A 23,881-nucleotide genomic window follows, 5' to 3' on the forward strand; every position below is an offset into this window, starting at 1 on the left:
TGTTGCTCTGTTTTAGAGAGAAAGTATTCTGGGTAATCTTCTTTAATTGTGTACCAAATTACAAATTATTTTGATTTTAACAGAATTATTCTCAAATAATTTAACTTTTCGATATTAAAAATAGACAAAAATATCTTTCGGCATATACTTTTAACAGGAAAAAGAAAAAGATGTTTCTAGTTGGGTGAAATTTATCGTCCACAGACGTATTATTCTTGTTTGATAATTCTTATTGAGACAGGATTGTCGAATGATAATTGATTAGTAGAATTTATTATCTTTGCACTTTCTAACCTCTCGAAATCAGAACGATTGAAAAGATTTATTACTTAAATAGATCGCATCGTTTACTAAAGAGGGCTATGTAGTAAAATTGAAATGATAAACCTCAACAATAAAGAAATACAACGTGAGTTGAAAAAAAAGTTCTCCGGGAAAATATTTGAAATAATTTCTCAGGTTGCAGATGATATGCAATTGGAGTGTTATGCTATTGGAGGATACGTCCGTGATATATTCTTGCACCGTGCGTCAAAGGATATTGATATTGTTACAGTAGGCAAAGGGATCGAACTGGCTCAGGCTGTGGCCAGAACGCTAGGTAAAAAAGCTCATCTCTCTGTATTCAAAAACTTCGGGACAGCACAGTTTAAATATAAGGATACCGAAATAGAATTTGTAGGGGCACGCCGCGAGTCTTATCAAAGGGATTCCCGTAAGCCGATTGTAGAAGACGGGACGCTGGAGGACGATCAGAATCGCCGCGATTTTACTATAAATGCTTTAGCCGTTTGCCTCAACAAAGACAGGTTCGGAGAGTTGCTCGATCCGTTCAACGGGCTAAAGGATATGGAAGACCTGATTATCCGTACCCCACTCGATCCGGATATTACATTCAGTGACGATCCGTTGCGGATGATGAGGGCAATCCGTTTTTCTTCACAGCTGGGCTTCGATATCGAGCCGGGAACATTCGATGCCATCACCCGTAATAAAGACCGCATTGGCATAATATCGGGTGAACGCATCATTGATGAATTAAATAAGATCGTACTGTCCCCCAAACCATCTGTCGGATTTCTACAACTCGACCAGACAGGTCTGTTAGCTATTATATTTCCGGAATTAGTCGCACTCAAAGGAGCTGAGACTAAAGAAGGGGTAGGGCATAAGGATAATTTTTATCACACTTTGGTCGTTCTGGACAATATCTCGAAGAAAACCAACGACCTGTGGTTGCGCTGGTCTGCCATTCTGCATGATATAGCCAAGCCTGCAACCAAACGTTTTGATAAAAAGCTGGGATGGACTTTCCATAATCATAATTTTATAGGGGAAAAGATGATTCCCGGAATATTCCGCAGGATGAAACTTCCCCTGAATGAGAAAATGAAATATGTGCAAAAGATGGTGACATTGCATATGCGTCCACAGGTGCTTGTGGATGAGGATATAACCGACTCGGCTGTGCGCCGCTTATTGTTTGAGGCGGGAGATGATATCGAAGATCTGATGACGTTGTGCGAAGCTGATATAACATCTAAAAATCCGGAAAAGGTACGCCGTTATTTACGAAACTTTGAACTGGTACGCCATAAATTAAAGGATATAGAAGAGAAAGACCATGTACGTAATTTTCAGCCGCCGATCGGAGGCGAGGAAATTATGGAGATATTCGGGCTTGCTCCGGGTGTGGAAGTGGGGCGGTTGAAGTCATCTGTAAAAGACGCTATTCTGGATGGGGTCATATCAAATGAATATGATGCCGCTTATGAATATCTGGTAGCAAAAGCTAAAAAGATGGGGTTAAAACCGAAGGAGAAATAAAATTTCGTAGTTTGTTGTGGATTTATTTACTAATTTGCCTCTTATTAAGAAAAGCAAATTACCTGAATCTAAAAGAAACAACATTATGAAAACTAGATTTTTTATCGTTTTGGCTTTAATTATCCTGACAGGATGTAGTTCTTCGAAACAATCGGCTAAGAAAGGCTGGGGTACTTACGGTAGCCCTAATGTAGAGCAAAAACTCTTGAATAATGAAACTTTCGTGGTCGACGTTTACAGCGATGATGCCACATACGGATACACTCAGGAGAATCCGATAATGGTGGGAGGGGGTGTCCTTAGTGGCGCCAGAAACGAAAGGCGGTTTCTGAATGCGCTGATGGGACCGGACGGAGAGCCGATCACCTATACAAGACTGGGGAGCTGTTGTGGGTTCAAAACAAAAAACGGATTGTTGGATGATGGCGGACTTCTTGATATGTATCAGGTTGCGCACAAAGGCTTGGAGAAAGAAGTTATCTTATATATTAATATGTACGACTCGGATACATTGAAGATCCCTGTCGGATTTAAGAAGAAAAAATAAAATATGACAGTAAAATCTATTATAGTAGCAACGGATGAAGAGAATGCAATAGGTAAGGATAACAATCTCCTTTGCCATCTGCCTAACGATCTGAAGTATTTCAAAAAAATAACGGATGGCCACCCTGTGATAATGGGGCGGAAAACATTTGAGTCGTTGCCTAAAGGAGCTTTACCCAACAGACGGAACATCGTTATTAGCAGAAATAAAGAATTGCATTTCGACAGGTGCGAGATGTGTTCTTCTGTCGAAGAAGCTGTTGCACTATGTAAAGACGAGTCTGAAATATTCTTTATCGGCGGCGGTTCTGTATATAGGGAAGTTATCGATGTTGCAGACAAATTATATCTGACCCGCATCCATCACCGGTTCAAAGATGCTGATACTTTCTTTCCCCAAGTTGACCCTGAAGTGTGGGGAGAAGTATCGAGAGAAGATCATCCTATGGATGAGAAACATAAATATGCATATAGTTTTATAACTTTCGAGAAAATAAAACGTTAATATACTTGCTTATATTAAATAAACATCCTATTTTTGCAACCCGAAACTGAACAAAGAAATAATAACAGAAAATATATATAGCGATGAAAAGAACTTTTCAACCATCAAACAGAAAGAGAAAAAACAAACATGGTTTTCGCTCAAGAATGGCTACAGCAAACGGACGTAGAGTGCTTGCAGCCCGTAGAGCCAAAGGTAGAGCTAAACTTTCAGTTTCAGACGAATACAGCAAATAATATTTGTAAAAAGATATTTTGCTCAGGCAAACAAAGTAAGAATTAATACTAATTCTTACTTTTGTTGTTTATAGGATAATAGTTATGGAGTTGAATTGGTTCGATCTGGTAGTTGTAATTCTCGTATTAGTAACACTGATAAAAGGATTCTTTTCGGGATTGGTGATGCAAATCGCTTCTCTTGCAGGGATTATATTGGGAGCTATCTTTGCCGGAAAACTATCGGAATACATCGCCCCCTGGCTTATTAATCTGAGCGACGGGTCGCCTCATATCATTGGCCCTCTTTCATATATTGTAGCATTCATAGCGATATTGGTTGCATTATTCTTTGCCGGGAAGCTGTTGGAGTCTTTCGTGGATGCACTAAAAATGACTATATTGAACAGGTTAGCAGGAGCCTTGTTTTGTGCCGCAAAGTGGATTGTGGTATTCAGCATTGTCCTGAATCTTGTGGCCGAGTTTGACCAACATAAGCGAATAATAAAAGAGGATGTGCGTGAGAAATCCCATACCTACCCTCTTGTAACTGAAATAGCAAAGACTGTGATCCCGTACCTGCGTTTCGACTGGATCAGTTAGCTTTCTTTGCGGAGTATTCCTTGATTACTTCGACCAGTTTATCTTTAGACACCAATCCCATGATGCGGTCTACTTCTTTTCCATCTTTGTAAACGACTATGGTAGGCAATGCCTGTATACCCTTGTCTATCGAGAATTTCTTGTAATTATCTACATTTACCTTGCCTATCTTAACAGAATCCTTGTATTCCGTAGCGATTTCATCCAAGATTGGAGCCATGCGGCGGCAAGGGCCACACCATGCTGCCCAGAAGTCTACAAAGACGAGGCCCTTGGCTGTCTCGCTTTCATAATTTGATGCGGACAATGTTACGATAGGCGATTTACCTTTCGGTTCATCCTTAGTTTCTCCCGATACATCGATACTTGTCAGGGTGAATATGCCTAGTAATGCGATGCTGAGGATAGAAAATAATATTCTGTTTTTCATTATTCTATTATTATATATTTTGTAATAAGAACACAAATATAATAGGTAAAATCAATTAAAACATATCAGTTATGACTATTTATTGATTTTTTGAAGTAATAATAACTCAAAATCAATTAATTTTGTGATTCATATGATTTTTCAGAAATGGCTCAAGAACCACTTATACTGGATTTGGATAAAGTACTGGAAGAAAAAGCGCCGAAGATTTATAATAAAATACCACGCTTTGTTATAAATTATCTGAAGCGCAAGATTCATATCGATGAGTTAAATGAAATACTCAGGATATATGCAGATAAGGAAGGTGTCGATTTTATGCAGGCTGTGGTCGGCTATTTCAATCTTACGTTGGAGGTGAACGGTCTGGAGAATATCCCGAAAGACGGACGCTTTATATTCGCATCCAATCATCCGCTTGGAGGGCTTGATGGCATTTGTCTGTCAGCAGTTATCGGAGAAAAGTACGATAAGAAGATAAAGTATGTGGTAAATGATGTATTGTATTTCATCCGGAACCTGCAACCTATTTTTCTCCCGGTTAATAAATACGGAAGGCAGTCGAAACAGGCAACCCTTACATTGAATGAAGCTTATGACTCCGATGATCAGATCATCACTTTTCCCGCAGGCCTTTGCTCCCGAAAGGAAAAGGGACAGATATACGATTTACCGTGGCAAAAGAATTTTATACTCAAGGCTGTTGAATCCGGGAGAGATGTTGTTCCTGTATATTTTGATGGGAAAAATTCAAATTTCTTTTATAGATTTGCAAATATAAGAAAGCGATTAGGGCTAAAGTTCAATGTGGAATTGATACTTTTACCCGACGAAATGTTTAAGAATAAAAATACAAGTTTTTCTATTACATTTGGCGAGCCAATTCCGTATTCGACTTTCGATAATTCGAAAAGCGCTTCGCAATGGGCCGGATATGTAAAAGACAAAGCATATAGATTAGCGAAATCAAACAGATAATATTAGATGGAAAAAATCATCTCACCAATAGATAAAAGTCTCTTAAAAGCCGAATTGACGAAGGACAAACTTCTGAGGCATACCAATAAGGCGAATAATGAGATTTATATAATCACACATCACAATTCACCTAACGTGATGCTGGAAATAGGCCGCTTGCGTGAGATTGCATTCCGTTATTACGGAGGAGGGACGGGTTTGTCTACCGATATTGACGAGTATGATACAATGGACAATCCTTATAAGCAGCTAATAGTCTGGAATCCCGAGGCGGAAGAAATAATAGGAGGATACCGTTTTATCTGCGGACCGGATATTTGTTTCGATGATAATGGCGAGCCGGTTCTGGCTACCTCCCATCTGTTCCATTTCTCCAAAAAGTTTATAAAAGAATATCTGCCTTATACGTTCGAACTCGGCCGTTCGTTCGTCACTTTGGAATATCAATCCACTCTTGCAGGTTCGAAAGGTATATTCGCACTCGATAATCTTTGGGACGGATTGGGGGCACTGTCTGTGGCTGACCCGTCTATGAAGTATTTTTTCGGAAAAGTCACCATGTACGATACCTACAACACGCAAGCCCGCGACATGATCCTTTATTTTCTGGGGAAATATTTCCCTGATCCGGACAAGTTAGTTTGGCCGAAACAGGCACTTCGGATAGAGACGGATGAAAAGAAACTTATACGTTTATTCGATGAAGATACATTTAAGGCTGATTATAAAATCTTAAATACGTCTGTCCGTAGGCTAGGACTTAATATTCCGCCACTTGTAAATGCTTATATGAGCCTTTCGCCCCAGATGAAAGTGTTCGGTACGGCCGTAAACGATACTTTTGGTAACGTGGAGGAAACGGGCATACTTATCAATGTGGATGAAATACTGGAAGAAAAGAAGAAACGCCATATAGAATCATATTTGCGAGACAAACCGTCGAAACGTTTCCTTAAACGCCTGCGCCAGATGATAAATTGGAGCTGGTCGAAATACGAAGATAAACCGAAGAAAAAAAATGAAGGCTTTTTTACAATCTCCCGTCGGAGTAATAGAAATAGAAGAGACTAACGGCTTTATTTCTGCTCTGCGGATTGTCTCTGAGATAGTACAAACAGACGAGACTTTAGTTTCGGTTCTAGATGAAGCTATAAGGCAGCTGAAAGAATACTTTGCCGGTGAACGGAAAACCTTCGACTTGCCTTTGGCTCAGGAAGGGACTTCTTTTCAAGAAAAAGCCTGGGACTACCTGAATACGATTCCGTATGGAGAAACCGTCTCCTACAAACAAGAAGCAATAAGTATAGGCTCTCCGAAAGGGTGCCGGGCTGTCGGCTCTGCCAATGGAAAAAACAATATAGCCATAATCGTTCCTTGCCACCGTGTGGTGAATGAAGGGGGAAAGCTGGGCGGATATGCCTACGGCCTTGAAGTGAAAAAGAAATTATTGGAACTGGAAAGCCGTCAAAAAAAAATATTCTGAATGCTCGACCTATCAAAATATAAGATCATACTTGCATCCAACTCTCCCCGCAGAAAGGAACTTCTTTCAGGATTGGATATTGCTTACGAAATAAAAACGCTTCCCGATATCGACGAATCGTATCCCGATCATCTACAGGGTGAAGATATTGCGATATATATAGCTAAAGAAAAAGCCGAGGCATATAGGACCTTTCTGGATAATGACACGCTTCTGATAACAGCTGACACAATCGTTCTCCTCGATGGAAATGTATATGGCAAACCTCTTGATGAAGAAGATGCCAAGCGGATGCTCCGCGATCTTTCCGGTCAGACGCATTCGGTGGTAACAGGTGTTTGCATAACTACAAAAGAGAAACGGAGAGCATTCGGTGTTTCATCCGAAGTGAGATTTGCACAGCTCGAAGAGGATGAAATAGAATACTATGTGACTAAATATAAGCCCTTGGATAAAGCCGGGGCATATGGTGTGCAGGAATGGATCGGTTATATCGCTGTGGAATATATATCGGGGTCTTATTTCAATATCATGGGATTACCCATACAGCGCTTGTATCAGGAACTGAAGAAAATCTGATAATCAATATTATTCCCTTCGAAAATGCGTTAAAGAATAAAACAATTATCTTTATTGCATGAAAATATTTGAGAACAATAAGCTCTTATTGCGGTATATCCTTATTATAGCAGCTATAATAATAGCTTTCGGGTCGCTTATTGTCTCTCATTATCTGGTAAAAGACCTGTCGAAAGAAGAACGCAACAAGATAGAAATCTGGGCTGAAGCTACCAAAGAGATGGCCAGCAACAATGAAAACCTGAATATGAATCTGGTAATACAGATTCTGAAAAGCAACACGACTATCCCTGTCATTTTATACGACAAAAAAGACAATTACTATACTTCCACAAATATAGAACTTCCTGAGACCGGCGAGCAGGAGTTTCTAAAACAACAGTCCCGGGCTTTTGAAAAAAGGCACAAACCTATTGTTATCGAAGTTGAGGATTTTGACCAATATGTATATTACGACGATTCCTACACCCTGAAGAGGTTGCAATTATATCCGTATGTTCAGGTGAGTGTACTGATTATATTTATGATAACTGCCTTTTTTGCATTGTTTACCACAATGCGAATGGAACAAGACCGCCTTTGGGTAGGGTTGTCGAAAGAAACGGCACATCAGTTAGGAACGCCGATATCATCGTTGTTGGCGTGGTTGGAGTATCTCAAATTAAAAAATGCCGATCAATCCATCTTACTGGATATGGAAAAAGATGTGAACCGCCTGCAAATGATAACGGACAGGTTCTCGAAAATAGGTTCTGCACCATCTTTGGAACGAAAGGATATAAATGAGATCGTAACTCAATCTATAACCTATCTTGAAAAGCGAATTTCGAAAAAAGTCATTTTTGAACTCCGTTTATCTGCTACGCCCCTTTATGCAAACGTAAGTGAGCCTTTATTAAGCTGGGTGATAGAGAATCTGACAAAAAACGCGGTGGATGCGATGGAAGGTCAGGGTGAGATCATTTACACCTTGTCCGATAAAGGTAAAATAATAAGCCTGGATATACGGGATACCGGTAAAGGTATTCCAAAATCAAAATTCAAAACGATCTTCAGTCCGGGATTTACCACAAAAAAAAGAGGATGGGGCCTTGGGCTGTCTTTGGCGAAGCGTATAATAGAATCGTACCATAGAGGAAAAATTTATGTGAAATCATCGGAGATAGGTGTCGGTACTACTTTTTGTATTGAGTTAAAAAGGTCTAATTAACATATTCCGTAAAGCATATAACCTTTATAAACAGGATTATTTTCTTATTTTTGTGACTATTCGTTTAAATTTTAACAATTCGATCAAATCTAATGACTAAATTTTCAAGGGCCTTTTGGGTTGCCAATTCCGTCGAACTACTCGAACGGCTGGCGTATTATGCCGTATTTATTGTAATTACCCTTTATTTATCCAATGTTTGGGGTTTCTCTGATATCGAAGCTGGTATCATTTCGGGTATATTTTCAGCAATGCTATACTTCCTTCCCACTTTTGCAGGAGCATATGCAGATAAAATAGGCTTCCGTTCATCCATTATACTAGCATTTGCTTTGTTAACAGTCGGTTATGGAGGCCTGGGACTTTTGCCTACTCTGTTGGAGAGCGCGGGACTGGTGAGTTACGGGATGACAGCCACTTTTACCGGCCTTGAAACAAGTTATTTGCGCTGGAGCATTGCTCCCATTCTGGTACTTATCGTTATAGGCGGAGCATTTATAAAAGCTGTTATATCGGGTACGGTAGCGCGTGAGACTACATCGGAAAACCGTGCGCGCGGATATGCTATCTTTTATATGATGGTAAATATCGGGGCATTTACAGGCAAAACCGTTGTTGATCCGCTACGCAGAAGCATGGGTGACGAAGGGCTTGTGTACCTAAATTTCTTTTCTGCATCAATGACTTTTCTGGCTTTGATAGCAGTTTTCTTTTTCTATAAATCGGTAAAGACCGAAGGCAAAGGGAAAAGTTTTGCCGAAATAGGAAAAGCTCTGTGGAAAGTTTGTCAGAATGGACGTCTTATAGCACTGATAATTATCATTAGTGGTTTCTGGATGATTCAGAGCCAGATGTATGCGACTATGCCTAAGTATGTGATCCGTATGATCGGTGAAGGTGCTTCCCCGGGTTGGTATGCCAATGTGAATCCGTTGGTGGTATTTGTATGTGTCAATTTTGTCACCTCATTTATGAAAAGGCGTACTGCACTCACGTCCATGACTATAGGGATGCTGATTATACCGTTCTCGGCATTGGTTATGTCGTTTGGCAACCAGATTGGGACTGATTATGTGATGGGATTGCACCCTGTTGCATTTATGATGATAGTGGGTATTGCCATGCAGGCATTAGCAGAGTGTTTTATTTCACCCCGCTTCCTTGAATATTTTTCGTTGCAGTCTCCAAAAGGAGAAGAAGGCCTTTACTTAGGCTTCAGCCACTTACACTCATTCTTTTCGTACCTTTTTGCTTTCGGGTTGTCCGGGTTCTTATTAGAGAAATATTGTCCGGATCCTAAGACATTTACATCGCAGGTAGAATATGCTGCTGCGACAGTAAACGCACATTATATATGGTATGTCTTTGTCGGGATAGGTCTGATTTCTGCCATCGCACTTGTCATATATGGGCGGGTAGTAAAGAATATGGACAAAAAGGAACTGAATCCGGAGACTGAATAATAATAAATTACTTTATCTATATGTAAGCTAACGGCTAATAGCTGTTAGCTTATTGTTCTTTGAAAAAAAATAATTAGTATTTAGCAAATAAGTGAAACAGTGTAACCTTTGTTACCTTTTCGAAGTAGTAAGTATTGAGTAATAGGTGTAAAGGGCTTCTAATTGTTAACTGCTAACTGTTTACTGACATATGTTACCTTTGTCACTTTTTAACAAGTAGTAAGTTGAAAGAGCCGTATTTATGTTTACTGCTAACAGCAAATGACTACTTGTCAGTTTTCACACATTCCTTATTCTGCTTTTTTGACAGAAATATACTTTGGCACGCATTTCGCTTATCTCTAATCAGAAAATATTTAAAATTTAATATATAACAATTTAAAATCTTAAAGAATCATGAGTATTAAACCATTAGCAGACAGAGTGCTTGTAAAACCGGCCGCTGCAGAAGAAAAAAGTGTGGGAGGTATCATTATTCCTGATACTGCAAAAGAAAAACCGCTTAAAGGCGAAGTAATTGCCGTAGGAAATGGAACAAAGGACGAAGATATGGTTGTAAAACCGAAAGACAATGTGCTTTATGGTAAATATGCCGGAACAGAAATAGAACTGGATGGCGAAGTTTATCTGATCATGCGTCAGTCTGATATTCTTGCAATTATTTAATACGAACAATTTAATAACATAACAAAGTCATGGCAAAAGAAATCAAATTTAATATAGATGCTCGCGACGAGCTAAAGAAAGGTGTTGATGCATTGGCTAATGCTGTAAAAGTAACACTTGGGCCTAAAGGTCGCAATGTTATTCTTGATAAAAAATTCGGAGCTCCTCACATCACAAAAGATGGTGTGACCGTAGCTAAAGAAATAGAATTGGAAGATCCGTTCCAAAACATGGGAGCACAACTTGTAAAAGAAGTAGCTTCTAAAACAAACGACGATGCCGGAGACGGAACAACTACAGCTACAGTATTGGCTCAGTCAATTGTTAGCGTAGGTCTTAAAAACGTTACAGCAGGAGCCAATCCGATGGACCTGAAACGTGGTATCGACAAAGCTGTTGCTAAAGTTGTAGAGAATATCAAAGCGCAATCGGTAACAGTAGGCGATGACTTGCAAAAAATAGAAAACGTAGCTAAAATTTCTGCAAACGGCGATGAAACTATCGGTAAACTGATTGCTGAAGCTATGGGCAAGGTGAAAAAAGAAGGTGTTATCACTGTTGAAGAAGCAAAGGGAACTGATACTTACGTTGACGTAGTAGAAGGTATGCAATTCGACAGAGGTTATATTTCTCCTTACTTTGTAACTGATACGGAGAAAATGGAAGCTGACCTTGAAAATCCGTATATCCTGATCCACGATAAGAAGATCTCTGTATTGAAAGATATTCTTCCAATACTTGAAGCTGCTCTTAAATCGGGACGTTCACTACTTATCATCGCAGAAGATATCGATTCTGAAGCTTTGACTACATTGGTAGTAAACCGTCTTCGCGCAGGCTTGAAAATCGCAGCAGTGAAAGCTCCGGGATTCGGTGACCGTCGCAAAGAAATGCTGGAAGATATCGCTATCCTTACAGGTGGTACAGTAATCACAGAAGAAAGAGGTCTTTCTCTGGAAGCTGCTACTATCGATATGCTTGGTACTGCAGACAAAATTACTATCAACAAGGATACTACAACTATCGTAAACGGTGCCGGAGCAAAAGAAGCAATTTCTGCTCGTGTAGGTCAAATCCGTTCACAGATGGAGAAAACAACATCTGATTATGATAAAGAAAAACTACAGGAGCGTCTTGCTAAATTGGCAGGTGGTGTAGCGGTTCTTTATGTTGGTGCACCTTCCGAAGTGGAGATGAAAGAAAAGAAAGACCGTGTTGACGATGCTCTTTCTGCGACTCGTGCCGCTATCGAAGAAGGTACAGTACCGGGAGGTGGTGTAGCTTACATCCGTGCGATTGACGCTCTTGAAAATATGAAAGGCGAAAATGAAGATGAAACTACAGGTATCGAAATCGTGAAACGCGCTATTGAAGAGCCACTTCGTCAGATTGTTGCTAACAGCGGTAAAGAAGGTGCTGTGGTAGTTCAGAAGATACGTGAAGGTAAAGGTGACTATGGTTACAATGCACGTGCCGACAAATATGAGAACCTGAATGCATCAGGGGTAATCGACCCAGCCAAAGTGGCTCGAGTTGCTCTTGAAAATGCAGCTTCTATTGCAGGTATGTTCCTTACTACAGAATGTATCATAGCTGATAAGAAAGAAGAAAACCCAATGCCAATGCCTCCAATGGGTGGCGGAGGAATGGGGGGAATGATGTAATCAATCCAATCTAACATATTATGAGTAAAGGCGGGTAATTTAAAAAATTATCCGCTTTTTATATTAATAATTCGGAGTAAATGCCAATATAACTGAAGAATATCTATAATCTTTTTATCTTTGTATACTAAACCTGAAAAACTCATGGTATTTAAGAGGCTAGCTTCTATTACTGATTTATACTACTACAAGAAAATAAGACGAAAACGAAAGCTGGATAAGGAGTTGTATGATGACAATCCTTGCTGGTCGCTACGTCGCGATATGCTCAGGTATTATAAGGCCCGGAAGGTAGAAGACCCTGAGCTTAGATCTGCCATACAATATATAAAGAAGGAAGGTACAACCATATTCCCGTATTCATATGCAGAAAAGTATGATTTCAGGGATGTCGTTGTATATACAGATGATGAGACTACCCTGAAGTATGTGGAATATCTAGGCTACAGGCTTTATTACCCGATTGAACTAAGTGATAAGGAAATACAGAAGATTCACAGGAATCTTTTGATAGAGCAGGATCCTTTATCCCCTCATTGTTATCTGTCCGATGATTTTCAGGTTGGCCCTGATGATGTTGTCCTTGATGTAGGCGCAGCCGAAGGCATCTTCTCTTTATCGATTGTAAATAAGGTTCGTAGTATAATCTTGTTTGAAGTCGAAGAGCGATGGATAGAGGCTCTGAAGAAGACATTCGAGCCGTGGAAAGAAAAGGTAAGGATAATAAACAGATATGTATCTGATGAAGATAGTGAAGAAACCATAACACTAGATTCCTTAGCCGGAACCTTTGGTTCTGATTCAATATTTCTTAAACTGGATGTAGAAGGTGTAGAAAAGAAGGCTTTAGCAGGCGCGCAGAGTATCCTGACATCAGATAAATATCATACAAGAGCGGTTATATGCACTTATCATAAACAAATAGACTATACTGAATTGTCATCGCTGATGGAAAACTTGCACTACAGGATTCAGACGACAAACGGATATATGTTCTTCGTACACGATCCTGATATTGCTCCTCCTTTTTTCAGGAAAGCAATGATTCGTTGCTGTAAATAGTTATTCGCAAAAGGTTATTCTTATATGCCTTCTTTTTGTCTCCAGAAATCCAGATATTTCTTCGCCACTGTCACGTAATCATGGTTCGTTTCTACAAATTGACGGCTCTTTCTCGATATCTCCGGAATATCTTTTTTGTTTAATACCAGCCATTCCAGTTTGTCGAATACATCGTCTTCGTGCGGATGTACGTTTACGATCGGCTGATTGGACGTGTCACCATATAGGTCATAGATATATGGCTCTCCTCCGCCTACAACTACTTTTCCCTGAGCCATTGCCAATAGCGCGTTCATTGCAGGTGTGTGTGAATATAACTGGTCGAGCACTACATGCGCCTGAGACATCAGTTGCTGATACACATCGTAGCTGACAGATTCGACCCGCGTAACGATTACTTTATCCGGGTATTTGTCTTTGATTCTGTCCAGTGCCTTCTCCATCACATCGGTACCTTTAAACTTCTCACGGACTTTATTGATCCCGATAAAGAAGTTCACTTTTTCGGGCTCTTCGGGTATCGGTTGGAATTCTATTCCCGCCGTATTCATCGGCAATGGAATGTACCGCAGCTTATCGGAGAAGAAAGGTTCATACGCCTTGTAATATTCATACAGGCAGGCTACAATCCCATCTGCGTCTTTTGCCAATGCCCGGTTAAATGTTTCGAGCGGCGTGCCTATCCATTTATCGATGAACCGTTGATTGAAATCGACATTGATCGCTTTGCCATCGACAAAGAACTCGGAATAGTCAAATATCTTATTTCCCAAGCAGGCGCTTACCCAATATGAGTCGTCGCCAAAAGCTCCCATAAAGACTTTCTGATTGTTCTTCTTTAGTTTTTTATATAGATAATTGTTGATCCGTACGTTTTGGGTAGTGAAGCAGGGATTTATGAGCTGTACAACATCATACCCTTTGAAACTTTTGAATCTGCTGAGGACAGACATCATGCTGGAGAGAGTATCTATTACTCCCGAACTTTTGCGACTTAAATCCACATCGCGCGGATAGTTTTTAAAGCCGTCGCCGTCCGAAGCTGTAAGTACTTCATGTCCTAAAGAACGCAGACCTTCAGCCAGAGTAAGATGCGCACGGCTGTATTCGCCTATCAAAAGAATCTTCATATAGTTTGTATTATATTTAGATGCAAAGATAGGGATTTTAGTTATAAATTATACGTTTTCAGAAGGACAGACATTTAGTCAGTGATTACCAGATCTTTCTTCTTGATAATAAATGTATATTTATCATCGATATACAATACTGGGATCAGTCCATCTTCGCGCCATGTAGAACTTCGCCTGTTCAGATCTCTGTTGCTGTATGCCCTTACGCAAAGATCGGAACCGCTTTCGTCGTTATGGATCAGTACGGTCTTTTTCCTGAAGGGTACACTCTGATTGTTCAAAATGTCATCTGTGGATATATCCTTTATTTCGTCCGCAATATAATGTTTGTTATGCCTGTGACTGTCTTTTACAAATGCAGTATAGGTGTATCCATCTTTTTCCCCGATAGGTTTGGCCAGACAGATAAGGAAGGAGTCGGGCTTGTTAATTGCCGTTTTTTGAATATGCTTCTTCATGGCCTTCAGCAATATAGTCCCTACTACAAAGAGTAATAAATATGGGATAATGTACCACGATACCAGCTTGTCGAGGTTAAATAAGTACAATATGCCGACCAATCCGACAAACAGGAGGCATATTGGGGTAACCATCAGTATGTTTTTCCACCATAGGGTACTATTCAGATAATTCTTCTTGAAACTATAATCTTTTTCGAGTTTTGCGTAATCATTCGGTTTCATATTGTAATTGCTTTGTTTTCAAATAATAATTAATTCTATACAAAAATAGTTCGAAGTATACTTCTATCTTGATTTTACTCCCTTTTTTTACCGGACTGTTATATTAAATTAATTTCCTTTCACAACTCTTATTTGTTGCATGGCAAAGTTAAATGCTTTGCCTGATTTTCTGTTGCTTAATGCTAACCAAATTGAGAAAAATGAAAACATATGGCAAAAAAAGACATTATACTATCAGAAAAGAATTAATTTTATACCCGATTATCAAGAATAATGTATTATCCCTTTAAACACATATAAGCAGTACGGAGCAATGGATAATAACAATAACCCTACATATAATGCGGATGGACTGACCTATTCCAAGTTTAAACGACTGGTGAAGGGCCTGACGGCAAATCTTACGGCCGAAGAGTTGAAAAAACTTCACTCGGTGGTGAAGAGAGCCATGTCGGAAAACGTCTATCAAAAAGATGAGAAGATAGGCAGTATAACAGATCTTACTGTAAGTACGAGCATCATACTGATGGAAGAACTAGGACTGAAGAGCGCATCCATAATCGCGCTGATTCTTTATCGTCCTGTTGTTCATAAAATAATTACGGATGCTGAAGTAAAAAAACTTTTCGGGCAGGATATTGCCGATATCGTTACCGGGCTGATAAAGGTAAATGCACTGGAAATGAACGAATCGGCGATGGCTTCGGACAATTATATAAAATTGTTGATCTCATTAGCCGAAGATATGCGGGTAATCCTTATCAAGATTGCCAGCCGCCTCCATAAAATAAGATGTGCAGAGAAGTACAGTGAACAGTACCGGTTGAAATTAGCGGTTGAGGTTTCGTATCTGTACACCCCTTTGGCTCATAAACTAGGATTGTATAATATAAAGACCGAACTCGAAGACCTCTACCTGAAATATACCGACCGTGAGGCTTATGATTATATCCTTAGTAAATTGAGTGAGAGTAAGGACGCCCGGGATAAGTACATCGCGGAATTTATTGATCCCATAGATGCTAAACTGAAAGAAACAGGGCTAAAATATGATATAAAAGGACGTGTAAAATCCATTTCGTCCATCAATAATAAGCTGAAAAAACAGAAGATAGACTTCGAATCTATTTATGACCTTTTTGCCATCCGTATCATCCTTAATTCGGAGATGGAAAAAGAAAAAGCCGAATGCTGGCAAGTATATTCTATTGTGACGGATATGTACACCCCTAACCCGAAACGGCTCAAAGACTGGCTGTCCATCCCGAAAAGTAATGGTTACGAATCGTTGCACACCACAGTTATGGGACCCGAATCGCGCTGGGTAGAAGTGCAGATCAGGACTAAGAGGATGGATGAAATAGCCGAGCGAGGACTTGCCGCCCACTGGAAATATAAGGGAGTGAAGAGCCAGTCGAAGATGGATGATTGGCTGACCAGCCTCAGGGAAATGCTGGAGAATAAGAATCTGGATTCGGGGGAGAAACTTGAGAATTTCAAATTGGATCTCTACGATGAGGAGATTTATGTGTTCACGCCCAAAGGTGATTTGCATAAGTTGCCGTATGGGGCTACTATTCTCGATTTTGCCTTTGCTATACACTCCCGTATAGGTTCTACCTGTGTATCGGGAAAAGTGAATGGGAAGAATGTATCTATTCGCCATAAGCTCAAGAACGGTGACCAGATAGAAATAGTTACTTCTCCTAACCAGTCTCCGAAACAGGACTGGCTAAACTTTGTCACTACCTCCAAAGCAAAGAATAAGATTCGTCAGAGCCTGAAAGAAGAGGCTAACAAACAGGTGGAGATAGCTAAGGAGATGCTCAAACGCCGCGTCAAGAATCGTAAGATAGAAATCAACGAATCTATAATGATGCGGATGATAAAGAAGCTCGGTTTTAAGACCATCACCGATTTTTATATAAAGATAGCAGAAGAGAGCCTCGATATAAATTCGGTAATAGACCAGTACCTAGAACTGGAGAAAAAAGAGACCGAACAACATGATAGGCACGAAGCGGTCAGTGCGGAAAATTACGTTCCTCAAAATCTGGAAATAGCAAAAGAAACGCTAAGTAAAGAGGAACTTATACTCGACAAAAACCTTACAGGTGTGGATTATAAATTGGCCAAATGTTGTAATCCTATTTATGGAGATGAAATATTCGGCTTTGTATCTTCACAGGGGATAAAAATACACCGCAAGAACTGTCCGAATGCTCACGATATGTTCTCACGTTTCGCATACAGGGTTATCCCAGCCCGATGGTCGGGAAAATCGGGTTCTACTTATACGGTTACCTTGCGTGTGATAGGAAACGATGATATCGGTATTATCAATAACCTGACATCCATAATTTCCAAAGAATCGGGTATCAATATGCGTTCTATCAGTATAGATTCTAATGATGGACTCTTTCACGGAAGTATATCCGTAATGCTGAATAATACGGATATGCTGAATGGCCTGATGAAGAAACTCAAAACGGTGAAAGGGGTAAAAGAAGTGAGCCGGCTGAGTTGATTTTTTGGAAAGAGAATGATATACATATTGTGGGGACGAATTCCAATTCGTCCCTGCTTTTTTGAAAAAACTTTATCTATATTATTTAGCTGATAGTTTTTAGCTGGTAGTTCTTTGATGTATTGATGGCCCCTCCAACCTCCCCTCGGGGTAGGGCTGTTAAGTTCTGATTTTTTATACCCTCTGTGTCATGTTGAACGGAGTGAAACATCTCGTTTTTCAGGGTCGGGATCCTTCGTTCCACTCAGGATGACAGCAGAAAATAACAGAACAAAGTAGAGAACTTAACAGCCCTGCCCCGAGGGGAGGCTACAGAGAGGGTAAAAGCTAATTGTTAATTTTTTATTCTTAATTATTAATTGCTCATTGTGTTACCTATGTTACCTTTTCGAAAACCGTAGAGGCGGAAAATATTTGGCTCCGCCGATTTTCAATTTGCCCCTACAAAAGAATGCAAAACCTGTTACTTTTGTTACTTTTTAGCAAGTAGTAAGTTTTAGATAATAAGTTGAGAGTTATATGAGATACGAGTAGACAAGATAAGAGATACAAGTTGTTAACTGATGACTGTTCACTGACGAGATGCTTCGCTCTGTTCAGCATGACAAGCTAATTATTCATTCTTCATTCTTCATTCTTCATTCTTTTCAGTGTTACCTTTGTTACCTTTTAACAGTTACAGGCTACTTACTGCTTTCGGGTTACCGTCCCGGTAGTAAATCTTTATATAGGTAAGCATTTTTATCCACATGGAAAATATATTTCCCGTCTTCTACGGCTTTCTTTGCAACTTTGTCAGATACATCATAGCCCATTATTTCGGAGATGATAAATATACTATTCGAATTGTTTATCAGGGAAGTTTCAGTATCTACATACCGTCTCACAATAGAATCGACAGGAACAGGGCTATTGTTGATAGTCACTAGTGGGGTGTCGAACAAGTTATGATCCATAACCAGTACTCCATGCCCACCACCTTCTACCAGTTCGGCATGGTCGGAGAAATAATAGAGGACAGACGAACTGTCTTGCTTCATTATCTGATAGATAGAGTGCAGCAGCCTGTCGGTATGATGGATTGAACGGTCATATTCTTTGGTCTTGGTCTTGCTGCCGGGCAAAGCTCTTTCATCCGCATCATCGTAGCGTTCGCCATAGGGTACATGGCTACCGTTGAGATGGATAACAAAGAATTGCTTTTTATCTGGCTTGTATGTCTCTTTCAGATGGTTGAGCAAGGTAAAATCCTCCCTTATTATGGCTTTCTCGTACATCGATTGAGATGCGTTTGCCGACACGAATCCGATATAGCTGTCGCTTTCGCCCAGCTTATCCTGATTGGAGAGCCATATAGTCTCATATCCGGCCTTATTGGCCATGTCGATAATATTGAAATTCTCGAAGAATGGCCTTATATCGTTTGGAGTGGAAAACGAAAGGATGATACGCAGGGCGTCACGGGTAATGGATGCGGGAGAATATGCATTGTAGTAATTTAGAACTACCGGTTGAGCTAAAGCCAGGCTATCGAAAAAAGGGCTGGTCTTTTCTTTGTAGCCATAAAGCGAATAGTGTGACCGGGAAGCGCTTTCTCCTATGATGAAGAATATCTTTTCGGGACTTTCTTTGCTTTCAACGAAAGTGATTCCGGCTGGCATCCGTTTCTCCAGTTTCAAGAACTGTTTCATCTGGTATCTCTCGTGTTGGTATGCAATGAACGTGGAAATATCGATATAAACAAGCGGAAAGTTGGCTGCGATAACGGCATTAGTCCCGATTACAGGAAATGTCTCTATAAAATTCTCCCATTTCAGGGATTTTACTTTCCAGTAACCGATAGCGGGCATTATTATAACCCAGTAACCGAATAACAGGATGACGGATGTTTTTCGCGAAAATTTGCTTTCTTTCAATTCCCGCTGCGACATCAGTATAAGGAAAGTACTTGCAGCCAGACATCCCAAGGCGGCGAATATGGCTTCAGACATTACGCCGACCGCTTCCGAGGCATTTGTCTCCAGTACGGAGGCCATTGTGCCTATCGACATCTGGTTGGAATAGACAAAGGCAAAATAGGCATCGAATGAAACGATGATGGACAGTATGAGTGACAGCCACAGGGTATATCTGGTCTTAGCCAGGATGTTGAGAACAAGGATGAACGATAATGCATTGATTAAAGCAGGCTTGCTGACTATGTACAACGCCAGAACGGATATTGTACAGAAGTAAGCAAGGCAAAGGATGGTAAACTTATATTTATAAAGAAAGTTGCCTGCCTGTTTTATATAATCAATGGATTTCGACATTCTTATCTTGAAAGAGTTGTGTTATAATTAATTAAGCCACGAAGATACAAATTTTCTTTGTTAATTATTTAATGTCTCTTTCAATGCTTTAACGGCTGCCTTTATATCTTTGCTTTCTTTCAGCAAAGTAATGAATTTGCTGCCGATGATTGCTCCGCTGGCATTTGCCTGTGCTGCATCCAATGTCGCTTTGTTAGAAATACCGAATCCGATAAGGCGCGGGTTACGTAGGTTCATGGAATTGATACGTCGGAAATAATCCTGTTTCTTTTCGTCAAAACTCTTTTGAGCGCCTGTTGTCGCAGCGGATGATACCATGTAGATAAAACTGTCGGTATGTTCGTCTATCAGGCGGATGCGTTCTTCCGAAGTTTCAGGTGTGATAAGCATCACTATCTTGATATCGTATTTATCGGCAATGGGTTTAAATTGATTGATATAATCATTGAAAGGGAGGTCGGGAATAATAGCCCCGTCTATACCGGTTTCCTTACATTGTTTACAGAAGTTTTCAAATCCGTATTGCATAATGGGATTCAGGTAGCCCATCATAATAAGGGGGATATCCACCTCTTTGCGGATATCTTTCAACTGGCTGAACAGGACTTTGAGCGTCATACCATTCTTTAATGCTATCGTTCCGCTATCCTGAATGGTAGGGCCGTCGGCCATAGGGTCGGAGAACGGGATGCCGATTTCGATAAGGTCAATGCCGTTGGCTTCCAGTTCGCGGATAACATCGCATGTATCGTTCAGATTGGGAAATCCTGCTGTAAAGTATATGGATAATATATCTTTCTGTTTTTTTTCGAATAGTTGTTTGATCCTGTTCATAGTTCTAATGCTTTTATAAATTGCTGTAATCGTATTATATCTTTTAGTCCCGGCTCTGTCTCGAATTTACTGTTGAGATCGATTCCGTAGAACTTCGGGTGTTGTATTTTCTTTATGCTTTCAGTGTCTCCGGCGGAAATCCCTCCACTAAGGAAGAAATTGCATTTGCCTGTATATGCATCCAGTATCTGCCAGTCGAATTTTAGTCCCGAACCTCCATGTTGAGCTGTCTTTGTATCGAAGAGGAAATAACTGCACACATCTTCATAGGCTGTTGTCTGGTCGAAATCGGAGGTGTCGGATACGTTGAAAGCCTTAATAACGGGTATCGTTTTATCCAGTTCTTTACAGAAATCGGCAGATTCGGAGCCATGTAATTGAACCAAGGTGAGATTGTACTTATTCACCTTCTCCATAATAAAATCAATGTCTGAGTTGACGAATACACCTACACGCTGGATATAAGGCGGCAATGTATTAACATCGTCGAATGTCAGCCCATCGGCAAACCGTGGAGATTTATCATAGAATATCATTCCCATATAGCTGACCGGAAGTTTGGACAAATCCCTTATATTACCGGGATACTTCATCCCACAGACTTTTATCTTCATGCCAGTTGTTTTATAAAGTCTTCGAGAGCCTTGCCTGGATCGCCGGTTTTCATAAAGTTTTCACCCATAAGGAATCCTTTATATCCTGCCTGACGGAGATCAATTACTGTCTGAGGTTGAGAAATACCGCTTTCCGATATTTTTACAAATTCGCCGGGGATTTTATCTGCCAGATCGAATGATATCTGTACATCAGTGGCGAAGGTGCCGAGGTTACGGTTGTTGACACCTACTACATCTACTTTGTCATTGATATGGCCTAACTCTTGCTCGTTGTGTATTTCGAGCAATACATCGAGTCCTAACTCCTTAGCTTTTGCCGCCAGTTGTTTCGTTTCCTGCACAGTCAATGCCGAAGCAATGAGAAGTATCGCACTTGCTTCTGCCTGTCTTGCCTGATAAAGCTGATACTCGTCAATCATAAAATCTTTTCTCAGCAGAGGAGTTTGGGTTAACTCTCTTGCTTGCGTCAGATCCATGAGATTGCCTCCGAAAAAGTCCATGTCGGTAAGTACTGATATAGCACTCGCGCCGTTTTTTGAGTATAGTGGAATAACATCGGAGATTTCAGCATCCTTAAATATCCAGTCGCGGGATGGCGAGCGGCGTTTGAATTCGGCGATGATCCCGGTCGGTGAATCTGCCAATGCAGCCTTGAACGAGTTTATGCGGATATCTGTAATCTTTTTCTCCATTTCACTGATAGAAACCAGCGATTTTTGCCTGGCAACCTCTATCTTTTTGTTGGCGATTATCTTATCTAATATATTGCTCATTTTATGTCTGTTTTACGGGGTTCAACCTTATCATATTTTAGTATCTTAATAGTTGAAGCTAATACAACTATACATATTCCGAACAGTCCTATCAATGCATAGGAATAGCGGAGGTTTGTAGCACTGGCGATGTATCCTATCAGCGGAGGCCCCATCAGAAATCCGAGGAAGCTGACACTGGATACGATTGTCAGAGCAATACTTGTCGGTATCTTAGTTCTTTGTCCGGCAATGCTGTATATGGTAGGGACGATTCCGGCAGTTCCGAAACCTATAATCATAAATGCAATAATGGTAGTTATAAAATGGGGAAAAGCTACCGCGGTAAACAGACCAACAGATATAAGGATTCCTCCTGTTTGTATAACTCTTTTTCTACCCCATTTCTGGGTTGCTTTATCTATCAGGAAACGACCCGATGCCATGGTTATCATATAAGCAGCCAGTCCTATTGGTGCCAGATGATTTGGTGTACCCACTACATCTATGAGATACAGTCCACTCCAGTCGGACATCGCTCCTTCTGCTGCCATTCCGCAAAATGCCACTATGCCTAGCAGGAAAAGGAATGTTTCGGGTTTATCTTTCTTCTTATCAGCTGCTTGGGTAGGGTCTTTTTCTTTCTTCAGGTCTGCCTGCAAAAACGGCCTGTTGATGATTAGCGTAATAAAGACAAGTAGTCCGATAATTGCAAAATGATAGATGGGCAACAACTTCAATGAGGCCATCAGCAGCCCGACACTGGCTCCGGTGAGTCCGGCAAAACTCCATCCTCCGTGAAAGGATGCCATAATAGGTTTGTTGTAAGTCGTTTCCAGAGTTACAGCCTGCGTGTTGACTGATATATTGCAGAAGTTTCCGAAGAAACCGAAAACAATAAGGCTGATAATCAGTGCATATTCACTGGCTGATAACCCGATGAACAGCAGGGCTACTACATATCCTATAAGAGCTATAGGTAATATCTTCTTACTTCCGACTTTCGAAATAAGCAGGCCGGAAATTGTCATTCCGCATATTTGCCCTATTGGTATCATCAGTAGAATTGTGCCCCATGCTGCATCTCCCAGTCCTAATGTTGTTTTTATGTCGGGGATGCGGCTCGCCCAACTCGAGAAGCATAATCCTGTGCAGAAATACAGGCAAAAGATTGCTATCCGTATGCGTCCTTTTGATATTGTTTGTATTTTATTCTCCATTATTTACGAGCGATAAGCTCTATTTTGTTCAACCATTTTTCCCGCTGTTCGGGAGTCGATGTTTTTATTGTTGCCAAATAAGTAGTCCGGATATTCTTTATTCCGCAGAATGCTCCGATATCTTTCCTGATCATCTTCCCTCCAATGTCTTTTACGATCCATTTGTAATAGAATACAGGGGCATCCATTGTGCTGATTATTTCGGAAGTCTTTCCTGTAAACAGTTTCTTGGGAAACGGCGACTTTTCCTGATACTCGAATGTAAATCCCGGGAGGAATATACGTTCTATGAACCCTTTCAATAGTGCTGGTGGTGATGCCCACCATGTAGGGTAAATCCAGACAATATGTTCTGCCCATTTCAGCTTTTCCCATGCTTCCAGCAAATCAGGCTCTAACTCTGTCCGCTTACGGTAACCGTACATCAGGATGGGATTGAAAGCCATATCCGAAAGGATAATTTCTTCTACTTCATTCCCTTTCGCTAAAGACCCTTTTTTGTAGCTTTGGTGCAATCCGAAACAGAAGCTTTCCCTGTCGGGATGGCCGTTAATAATTAGTACCTTTTTCAT

At 40.5% G+C, this 23,881-nt stretch carries 24 protein-coding genes; 15 read left to right on the forward strand and 9 right to left on the reverse strand.

Annotation, left to right across the window (positions count from 1 at the left end; translation table 11 throughout):
• Positions 1-378: 378 nt before the first annotated feature.
• The 5 genes from QZL88_RS13880 (at position 379) to QZL88_RS13900 (ending at position 3,696) form a co-directional block, all read left to right on the forward strand.
• Positions 379-1,827 carry an HD domain-containing protein gene (locus QZL88_RS13880; RefSeq protein WP_296941996.1) on the forward strand — a complete coding sequence of 483 codons (1,449 nt, stop codon included), beginning with the start codon at positions 379-381 and terminating at the stop codon, positions 1,825-1,827.
• An 85-nt stretch (positions 1,828-1,912) separates the two neighbouring features.
• On the forward strand, positions 1,913-2,374 hold the full coding sequence (locus QZL88_RS13885; RefSeq protein ID WP_006801192.1) for a hypothetical protein: 462 nt from the start codon (positions 1,913-1,915) through the stop codon (positions 2,372-2,374).
• A 3-nt stretch (positions 2,375-2,377) separates the two neighbouring features.
• Entirely contained in the window at positions 2,378-2,878 is a 501-nt protein-coding gene (locus QZL88_RS13890; RefSeq protein ID WP_296941999.1) for a dihydrofolate reductase, read from the forward strand.
• Between the two features lie 83 nt (positions 2,879-2,961).
• Entirely contained in the window at positions 2,962-3,114 is a 153-nt protein-coding gene (gene rpmH / locus QZL88_RS13895) for a 50S ribosomal protein L34 (RefSeq protein WP_081852563.1), read from the forward strand.
• 84 nt (positions 3,115-3,198) lie between these two features.
• Positions 3,199-3,696, forward strand: a complete 498-nt coding sequence (locus QZL88_RS13900; protein WP_296942003.1) for a CvpA family protein — start codon at positions 3,199-3,201, stop codon at positions 3,694-3,696.
• Here the strand turns inward: QZL88_RS13900 and trxA are convergent.
• Positions 3,689-4,126: a thioredoxin gene (gene trxA, locus QZL88_RS13905; protein WP_296942005.1), complete on the reverse strand. Its 438-nt coding sequence runs from the start codon at positions 4,124-4,126 to the stop codon at positions 3,689-3,691. The two genes, QZL88_RS13900 and trxA, sit on opposite strands and share 8 nt — an antisense overlap.
• 147 nt (positions 4,127-4,273) lie before the next feature.
• Between trxA and QZL88_RS13910 the strand changes: the two genes are divergently transcribed.
• The 9 genes from QZL88_RS13910 to QZL88_RS13950 all read left to right on the forward strand — a co-directional run bounded on the left by QZL88_RS13910 (position 4,274) and on the right by QZL88_RS13950 (position 13,231).
• Positions 4,274-5,104: a 1-acyl-sn-glycerol-3-phosphate acyltransferase gene (locus tag QZL88_RS13910; protein WP_296942007.1), complete on the forward strand. Its 831-nt coding sequence runs from the start codon at positions 4,274-4,276 to the stop codon at positions 5,102-5,104.
• A gap of 6 nt (positions 5,105-5,110) precedes the next feature.
• Entirely contained in the window at positions 5,111-6,175 is a 1,065-nt protein-coding gene (locus tag QZL88_RS13915) for a GNAT family N-acetyltransferase (RefSeq protein WP_296942009.1), read from the forward strand.
• On the forward strand, positions 6,123-6,587 hold the full coding sequence (locus QZL88_RS13920) for a methylated-DNA--[protein]-cysteine S-methyltransferase (RefSeq protein WP_296942011.1): 465 nt from the start codon (positions 6,123-6,125) through the stop codon (positions 6,585-6,587). The genes QZL88_RS13915 and QZL88_RS13920 overlap by 53 nt, the downstream gene beginning before the upstream one ends.
• A complete protein-coding gene (locus QZL88_RS13925; RefSeq protein ID WP_296942013.1) occupies positions 6,588-7,166 on the forward strand; it encodes a Maf-like protein in 579 nt (192 codons plus the stop codon).
• A 58-nt stretch (positions 7,167-7,224) separates the two neighbouring features.
• The gene (locus tag QZL88_RS13930) at positions 7,225-8,376 is read left to right on the forward strand and encodes a HAMP domain-containing sensor histidine kinase (protein WP_296942015.1); all 1,152 of its coding nucleotides are present in this window, start codon (positions 7,225-7,227) and stop codon (positions 8,374-8,376) included.
• 92 nt (positions 8,377-8,468) lie between these two features.
• The gene (locus tag QZL88_RS13935) at positions 8,469-9,839 is read left to right on the forward strand and encodes an MFS transporter (protein WP_296942016.1); all 1,371 of its coding nucleotides are present in this window, start codon (positions 8,469-8,471) and stop codon (positions 9,837-9,839) included.
• Positions 9,840-10,235: 396 nt separating this feature from the next.
• Positions 10,236-10,505 carry a co-chaperone GroES gene (locus QZL88_RS13940; RefSeq protein ID WP_296942018.1) on the forward strand — a complete coding sequence of 90 codons (270 nt, stop codon included), beginning with the start codon at positions 10,236-10,238 and terminating at the stop codon, positions 10,503-10,505.
• 29 nt (positions 10,506-10,534) lie between these two features.
• Positions 10,535-12,169, forward strand: a complete 1,635-nt coding sequence (gene groL, locus QZL88_RS13945; RefSeq protein ID WP_296942020.1) for a chaperonin GroEL — start codon at positions 10,535-10,537, stop codon at positions 12,167-12,169.
• A 144-nt stretch (positions 12,170-12,313) separates the two neighbouring features.
• Positions 12,314-13,231, forward strand: a complete 918-nt coding sequence (locus QZL88_RS13950) for an FkbM family methyltransferase (protein WP_296942023.1) — start codon at positions 12,314-12,316, stop codon at positions 13,229-13,231.
• A gap of 20 nt (positions 13,232-13,251) precedes the next feature.
• On the opposite strand, the gene QZL88_RS13955 is transcribed toward QZL88_RS13950, so the two are convergent.
• A complete protein-coding gene (locus QZL88_RS13955) occupies positions 13,252-14,361 on the reverse strand; it encodes a glycosyltransferase (RefSeq protein ID WP_296942025.1) in 1,110 nt (369 codons plus the stop codon).
• 74 nt (positions 14,362-14,435) lie between these two features.
• Positions 14,436-15,047, reverse strand: a complete 612-nt coding sequence (locus QZL88_RS13960) for a hypothetical protein (protein ID WP_296942028.1) — start codon at positions 15,045-15,047, stop codon at positions 14,436-14,438.
• A 313-nt stretch (positions 15,048-15,360) separates the two neighbouring features.
• Between QZL88_RS13960 and QZL88_RS13965 the strand changes: the two genes are divergently transcribed.
• On the forward strand, positions 15,361-17,574 hold the full coding sequence (locus QZL88_RS13965; protein ID WP_296942030.1) for a RelA/SpoT family protein: 2,214 nt from the start codon (positions 15,361-15,363) through the stop codon (positions 17,572-17,574).
• Positions 17,575-18,275: 701 nt separating this feature from the next.
• Here QZL88_RS13965 and QZL88_RS13970 read toward each other — a convergent pair.
• Genes QZL88_RS13970 through QZL88_RS13995 form a run of 6 tightly spaced genes read right to left on the reverse strand, consistent with a single transcriptional unit; the run spans position 18,276 to position 23,881 of the window.
• Entirely contained in the window at positions 18,276-19,886 is a 1,611-nt protein-coding gene (locus tag QZL88_RS13970) for a phosphoethanolamine transferase (protein ID WP_296942032.1), read from the reverse strand.
• Between the two features lie 60 nt (positions 19,887-19,946).
• Positions 19,947-20,720 (reverse strand): tryptophan synthase subunit alpha, encoded by a 774-nt coding sequence (trpA, locus tag QZL88_RS13975; RefSeq protein ID WP_296942034.1) that lies wholly within the window; start codon positions 20,718-20,720, stop codon positions 19,947-19,949.
• The gene (locus QZL88_RS13980) at positions 20,717-21,334 is read right to left on the reverse strand and encodes a phosphoribosylanthranilate isomerase (RefSeq protein ID WP_296942036.1); all 618 of its coding nucleotides are present in this window, start codon (positions 21,332-21,334) and stop codon (positions 20,717-20,719) included. The genes trpA and QZL88_RS13980 overlap by 4 nt, the downstream gene beginning before the upstream one ends.
• Positions 21,331-22,110 carry an indole-3-glycerol phosphate synthase TrpC gene (trpC, locus tag QZL88_RS13985; RefSeq protein WP_296942038.1) on the reverse strand — a complete coding sequence of 260 codons (780 nt, stop codon included), beginning with the start codon at positions 22,108-22,110 and terminating at the stop codon, positions 21,331-21,333. The genes QZL88_RS13980 and trpC overlap by 4 nt, the downstream gene beginning before the upstream one ends.
• A complete protein-coding gene (locus tag QZL88_RS13990) occupies positions 22,107-23,309 on the reverse strand; it encodes an MFS transporter (RefSeq protein WP_296942040.1) in 1,203 nt (400 codons plus the stop codon). The genes trpC and QZL88_RS13990 overlap by 4 nt, the downstream gene beginning before the upstream one ends.
• Complete coding sequence (locus tag QZL88_RS13995) at positions 23,309-23,881, reverse strand: NAD(P)H-dependent oxidoreductase (protein WP_296942043.1); 573 nt, start codon at positions 23,879-23,881, stop codon at positions 23,309-23,311. Before QZL88_RS13995 ends, QZL88_RS13990 begins: the two co-directional genes overlap by 1 nt.

Origin of the sequence: uncultured Dysgonomonas sp. (assembly GCF_900079725.1) — a bacterium.
Classification (GTDB): domain Bacteria; phylum Bacteroidota; class Bacteroidia; order Bacteroidales; family Dysgonomonadaceae; genus Dysgonomonas.